Origin of the sequence: Streptomyces sp. (genome assembly GCF_035563135.1) — a bacterium.
Lineage (GTDB): Bacteria > Actinomycetota > Actinomycetes > Streptomycetales > Streptomycetaceae > Streptomyces.
Map to the genome: position 1 here is coordinate 1 of NZ_DATMVN010000473.1, position 5973 is coordinate 5973.

The following is a 5973-nucleotide window of genomic DNA, read 5'->3' on the forward strand; positions in this document are numbered from 1 at the left end:
CGGTTCGCGCCCTTGAGGTCGTCGGCGGCCACGCCGCGCAGGGACAGGTACCGCAGGGCGACCAGGAGGCCGAGGACGGACAGGTCCACCATCGGCGCGATCAGGGGCGCGACAGGGTCGGGGACGCCCAGGCGCAGGGCCAGGGTCCAGACGTTGCCGAAGGAGAACACGAAGGCCAGCAGGGCGATGACTGCCATGACCACGGTCACGGTGCGCTGAGTGATCCGGTCTTCTGACATGAAGGGATTCACCTCCTTCCAAGGGGAGTTGGGGCCGAGGCCAGCGGGTCAGCTCGTGGGGACGAGTTCGGCCCTGTGGGCGACGTTCGGACCGAGGTAGGTCTCCAGGACCTGGCGTTCGTGGGTGTTGGCGATGCGGTGGGCGGCGATGCCTATCCGCGCGGCGCGGCCAAGGTCCCCGGTAGTGATGGCCTTGCGCATGTGTCGGATGTAGATCCGCATGGAGGGGCGCATCTCAGGCCGCTTCCGCCGGGGGCTCGGGGTCCTCGTTGTTGAGCTCCACGCCCGTGCGGTGGATCAGGTCTTCCAGGAGCTTGGCCGGGTGGCGAACGAGGTGGGTGGTCTGTTCGGCGACGCGGGCGGCGTCCCGGTCGGCGACGTAGGGGGTGCGGATGCGGATGAAGCCGGGGCGGCCGTGCTGAGACATGACTGCGACGCCGACGTAGGCGGGGTCCTGGAGGGTGGCCGGGCTGGCGTCGGGCCACTCGCGGATGTCGTCACCGAGCGCGGCCACGGCGGCGTCGGCGGTCTTCTGCGCGAATGACAGCCCGACCGGGCACACGTCGCGGATGAAGGTGGGGATCGCGTCTCCGGTGGTCTTCTGCGTGGTCAGCAGGGTCAGGAAACCGACCGAGCGGCCCTTCTTCACCAGGTCCTCCACCAGGCGGGCGTTCTCCGCCGCGAGCGCGGCCAGCTTCTTGGTAGCCGGGTCGGAGCCCTTGTAGTCGCGGAAGTAGGTATGGGCCTCGTCGATGACGACGACGATGAGCGGCCAGTCCTCCGAGGGACCGACGTGCCACATGTTCTTCACGCCCAGCACGCGGCGGATGGACGCGGAGCGGGCGCGGCGCAGCTGTACGAGTTCCTTCAGCTTCCTGTTCGCCTCCTCCAGATCGTCCCCGCAGAACTCGAACGCGCGCTGCACGAGGTCGGCGTAGTCGCCCTCGTAGGCGTGGGAGACCTTTCCGTCGAAGAAGACGAACTGGATGGCCGACGAGGGCGCCCAGTCACACACCAGCCGGTTCACGCATGACGTCTTCCCGAAGCCCGGCAATCCGCCCATGGCCACCCCGGGGACCTCTTTCAGGGGCACGACCACGGGCAAGCCGAACTCGTCCACCCCCAGCTCCCACACCGCGTACTCCTCCGGCGGGCGGCCGTTGGGCACATGAACGGTCGGCGTGATCAGCGGATCCACCCGCACCCCGCGCAGCGTGACCTGTCCGGGCTTCTCACCCGGCAACACGGACACGCGGTCCATGCGCCAGGCGTCCGCCAGATAGGGAGCGGCCTTCTGGAACTCCGCCAGACCCACCTTCGGCAGGCAGGTTGCCCCAGCCATCACCCCGAAGGCGTCCGGGGTGACCTTCAGAGCCGGGACCAGGACGCGGGGTTTGGGTTCCTTGCCGTCCGAGGCCGCGAGCGAGGCCAGGGCGGTCGGCATCTTGTCCGTGACCGACAGCCCGCACATCCGCGCCAGCCGCTTCCAGCCCCAACGGATCCGTATCGCCTGCCGGATGCTGATCCGCTCCATCGGCGACGCCCGCAGGTAGCGGATCACCCAGACCACGGCCCACAGGGTGAGCAGTCCGAGCCCGAGCCACACCGCTGCACGGAGCCAGCCGAAAGCTTCGTTGAGTTCGTTCACCGGTCTTCCTTCGTTCCGTTCGAGAGATCGCGCCGCACCAGGTGCGTGGGGAAAGGCAAGGGCAGGGGCGCGGTGCCACCAGGACGGCGGCCGCCTCGTCGATGAAGATCACGAGCGGACGGCCGCCATCCGGGGTCTCACCCCGGCGCGCGGGGAGCGACGTCACGCCTCAGCACCCTCGGGCCCGGTCGTCTCCTGCGGCATGGCAGGGGCGTCGACCAGCTCCAGCGCCGCGCAGCGGTAGGCCACGCCCTCCTGAAGCTGGTCGTTGAAGATCCGCGCCCACGGGCTCGCGAAGAGGTCCACCGGGCGGACGAACCGGCCCGGGTGCAGACCGTTGGGCAGACCGGTCTGCGGAACGGTCACCTTCAGTGCCTCAGCGCGCTCGCCCTCCATCACGAAGAGCGTCAGGGTGCACAGCGGCGCACCGGTCTCGAAGTCCACCGCGCGGATGCCGTTCTCCTGGTCCTTCCACTTCGGCACTGCCGGCGTGCCGGTCATGACGTTCGTGGTGGGGAGCACGTGCACCCGGATAACGGTCCTGGCCATGGCGCATAAGCCCTTTCAGTCGGGTTCGTGACCAGTGATCCGGCCACACCCAGAGGTATCCACAACGCCTGGGTGTACTGCAACACCCAGGCGTTGGAGGGGTCCTGCTATCCATGCGTTCCATAGGTATGACAGAGGCTGCGGCCGTATCCTGCGGGCATGACGCTGCCCCTCGAAGACGACTCCCGCCCGCCCTACGTCCAGGTGGCCGACTATCTGCGGCGCCAGATCCAGAGCGGCGAGCTAGGGCCTGGCGACAAGGTGCCGTCCTCGCGGGAGCTGCAAGAGAAGTTCGGGCTCGCCAGCGCCACAGTGCAGAACGCGTTCCGGCTGCTCAAGAGCGAAGGGTTGATCTACAGCGTCCAGGGGCGAGGCAGCTTCATTCGCCGCCCCGCCCCTGAGTCCGACGCGGCCGCGGAGGGGGCAGGGGGAACCTCCCTGGCCGGCGACGCTGCCGGTTCAACCGCCGATGCGCGGTACGTCCGCCTTTCTCAAGAGGTCGCAGACCTTCGACGTGACGTCGCTTCCATGCGTGAAACGCTTGTTGAAGCGCTTGAGCTCATTCAGTGGCTGAAGGATCAAACGCTTGGCGAAGACGCTTAATCTCGCGCGTCACCTGTTGCATGAGCGCGGCGAGGTCGGCCACTTCGGCCGCGAGGAGTGTCACGTTCGCGTCCAGCGCTGATATCTCCGACTCGTTCACTGTTCCCCGTCCATCGCCGCGCCGTTCATTCGTTCCGTCCCGCAGAACCCCTCGATGACCCGCCCTGGTGAAGCGCGCGTGCACCATCCGGCACCTTCTCTGGAAGCCTGCTGCGATCGGGCATCTCGCCACAACCCCGCGACCCGCCGGGCGGGAGAGGCTGTCAAAATCCCTTGGCGCGTCCCGTCATGTGGGCGGCAGTACCGCAGAGCAGTTCCGCCTCCCGGGAAGCCGTCAGCCGCTGTGAGGGTCTCGCAACCGGATCCCGCGTGACCATGTGTAAATGTGGCGTGGGTCACATTTCTCATTCTCTGTGCATGTAGGCCCCGGAACCTCCGGCGCGAGCCGCACGCAATCAGCGAAAGCGGACACCCCCTCAGAACGCGCATTCCCGCACCTCTCCAGCGGCCCCGCTCGGCTGCATTCCTGTGGACGACTTCCAGTAGGAACATCAAACGGCCGAGAGCCTATGGATAGATTCCGGCGATCCCGCGAGCAGACCGGAGCGAAACATGGCAAAACAGGCCAATCTCTACTGGCCGAGGCAGCCGAAGGGGCGAGCTGTCCAAAGTTTCTTTACTGGATCAAGGCGGCCCGCTGGCGCGGGCCGCGCGGCGCGGCGGCCCCAGGCCGCCGCCGGCTCCATGTCTCCGCCACCGCCCGCGACGGCCCCGCCCACTCGCGCCGCAAAAGCCCGAGAAGCGGGCAGTCAGACCCGTGAAGAACCCCGACAGCTGCCCAACGGCGAGCACGGCCAGAAGGAGCGGGACGCTTGCTAAGTCCGCATCGGACAACGCAAATTGCCGGTCAGCCAGTCGTGAACCGGCGATCGGTCTCCCGCCCATCCATCAGGCGAGGTTGGAGGCAGCGCTCAGGCTGCAACGTGGCCGAGACCGTGACGCGCTGGGGAAGCGTGGCCGGGGCCGGTGGGTGGTTGCTGGAGACACACGTGGCGGGTGCTTGTTCGGCGCACCCACCGTCGTGGCTGACTTTCTGTGGCTGAGGTCGCCAACGGCACGGGTCAGAGGAACAGTTCTGTCCCGAAGACATGTCGGCGACCGCGGCACCTTTGGCTCAGCCCCGCCCATCCGGTTGGTATTGCTTCGGCAGTAGCGGTCCTCCGGCGCAGTCGAGCATGCCCTTTCGCAGAACTTTCCGCGGTACGACTGGGGTCCCGGTCCGACGCCGCGATCAGCCCGCTCTGGGGGGCTGTCCCATCGCCTGGGCGCTGACCGTGGCCGTGACCTTCGCCCCGGGATAGCGCCCCTCCAGCTCCTTGACCAGGCTCTGCACCCGGCGGGGGGTCTCCCCCGGGCTGACGCCCCGCAACACGGGAAGTGGCGGCGATTCCTCGCCGTTGGACCAGGACCCTTCGATGACCAGGTCCGGGCCGATCATCCGGGATCCTCGTTCCCGGGCCTCTTGGACTGCCCAGTCCGGCGGCGCCGTTCTTGACACCCTCAAGGTCAGGACGCGGCCGGCGTACCGTCCTTCTCGGACGGGCTCGGGAATCGCTGGCTGCGCGCGGCGCGGCTCCAGTGGGTGTCCGCGGCCGATCGGCCACAGCCTGGGGGCGTGAAGCTCGCTGATGTAGGGCTGGAGGTACGGCCTGCCGGTTTCTGGGTTGATGGTCTTACGGGCCTGGTTGATCCAGCGCTCGAATTTACGGGAGGGTTGCGCGCGCTCAGTCCCGGCTCCTACCAGAGGGAGGTCGTAGACCTCCGAGATGGCGCGCTTCGGGGAGAGGCCGAGCTTGAGCGCGTAGTTGTACATCGTGGCGATGGTGGCGGCTCGCAGCTGCACGCCGTCTGTCTTCTTCTTGTGCGGCGTGGGAAGAGCCAGGGAGACCACCCAAATCGAGCTGCGGGGGACTTCCTTGGCCGCCTCAGCTGCCTTTCTTATGCGCCGGACCAGTTCGGGGTCGTCGGTCGGTCGCCGGGCGTTGCTCCGGGTTCGAGGGGGCGGGACGTCCCGGACGGTGCGCGCGCTCCAGGTCGACCAGTCGATGTCGACCTCTACCACCCAGCCCGGCCACCCGTAGAGATTCCGCAGGGTGACGCCGGTCTCGGTGAGGTCCATCTCGATCTCGCCGAACCGCATCCCGAATGCCATACGGCCACTATCTCGCAAGCCCGCGTTCCGCACCGTCGGGGTCGTCCGGAGAACACCCCCGATTTTGTGGGGCAGGAATTTTTGACGATTGCGACGACGCTCGTGCCATGACCAACAGCAGCTCCACCCAGACGCCTTCCGCCCAGCCCCAGCAGTCCTACCCGGCTCCCGCAGGCCCGGCTGCCGCGGCCTTGCTCTCTCTCCTGATCCTGCTTTTCGTCCTCGTCATCCTCATCATCGGAGCTGGCCTGCTCTACGTGACTATCGCGCATCCCTCGCTCGCGACCCCGCTCACAGTCGCGGTCGCTGGCGTGACCCTCGTCGTCACGATCACAGGTGCGATCGCTGCTTTCCTCGCCATCTCCAAGAGGTAGATTTCCGGCGCACAAATGGTGTGTTCTCACCGCCACAGCAAACGAGCGAGCCTGGGACCGCGAACCGGTTCCGAGGCTCGCTTCTGCTGCTTTGCCATCAGAGCGCCTTCTTCTCGCCGACCAGAGAAAGCGGTGCGGTCCGGAGCTAGGCGGCTGTGGTGTGGGTGAAGCCGAGGGAGGTGAGTCCTTCGGTCTGGCAGAGGTGGTCGGAGGGGCCGTCGACCTCGGTCTGGAGGAGTTGGTAGGCGGCGCCGTGGGTCTGGCCCCAGTGCATGGCGGCCCGCCACAGGACGCGTCCGAGGCCCTGGCCCCGGGTTTCGGGCAGGACGGCGAAGTACTGAGGGAGGA

General features: G+C 67.5%; 8 protein-coding genes. 2 read left to right on the plus strand and 6 right to left on the minus strand.

Features of this window, described 5'->3' with window-relative positions; translation table 11 throughout:
• From VN520_RS20900 to VN520_RS20915, 4 genes are all read right to left on the minus strand, one after another.
• Positions 1-239: DUF2637 domain-containing protein (locus VN520_RS20900; protein WP_325748460.1), on the minus strand; the 239-nt coding region annotated here is incomplete at its 3' end.
• 48 nt (positions 240-287) lie between these two features.
• Positions 288-440, minus strand: coding sequence for a hypothetical protein (locus tag VN520_RS20905; RefSeq protein ID WP_325748461.1), 153 nt, complete (start codon positions 438-440; stop codon positions 288-290).
• 34 nt (positions 441-474) lie between these two features.
• Positions 475-1887, minus strand: a complete 1413-nt coding sequence (locus VN520_RS20910) for a cell division protein FtsK (RefSeq protein WP_325748462.1) — start codon at positions 1885-1887, stop codon at positions 475-477.
• A gap of 162 nt (positions 1888-2049) precedes the next feature.
• Positions 2050-2436: a hypothetical protein gene (locus VN520_RS20915; protein ID WP_325748463.1), complete on the minus strand. Its 387-nt coding sequence runs from the start codon at positions 2434-2436 to the stop codon at positions 2050-2052.
• 159 nt (positions 2437-2595) lie between these two features.
• Here VN520_RS20915 and VN520_RS20920 point away from each other — a divergent pair, with 159 nt between their 5' ends.
• A complete protein-coding gene (locus VN520_RS20920; protein ID WP_325748464.1) occupies positions 2596-3039 on the plus strand; it encodes a GntR family transcriptional regulator in 444 nt (147 codons plus the stop codon).
• Positions 3040-4330: 1291 nt separating this feature from the next.
• Here VN520_RS20920 and VN520_RS20925 read toward each other — a convergent pair.
• On the minus strand, positions 4331-5251 hold the full coding sequence (locus VN520_RS20925; protein ID WP_325748465.1) for a hypothetical protein: 921 nt from the start codon (positions 5249-5251) through the stop codon (positions 4331-4333).
• Positions 5252-5358: 107 nt separating this feature from the next.
• Here VN520_RS20925 and VN520_RS20930 point away from each other — a divergent pair, with 107 nt between their 5' ends.
• Positions 5359-5625, plus strand: coding sequence for a hypothetical protein (locus tag VN520_RS20930; protein WP_325748466.1), 267 nt, complete (start codon positions 5359-5361; stop codon positions 5623-5625).
• 145 nt (positions 5626-5770) lie between these two features.
• Here VN520_RS20930 and VN520_RS20935 read toward each other — a convergent pair.
• A partial coding sequence (locus VN520_RS20935; protein ID WP_325748467.1) for a GNAT family N-acetyltransferase occupies positions 5771-5973 on the minus strand: 203 nt, incomplete at its 5' end.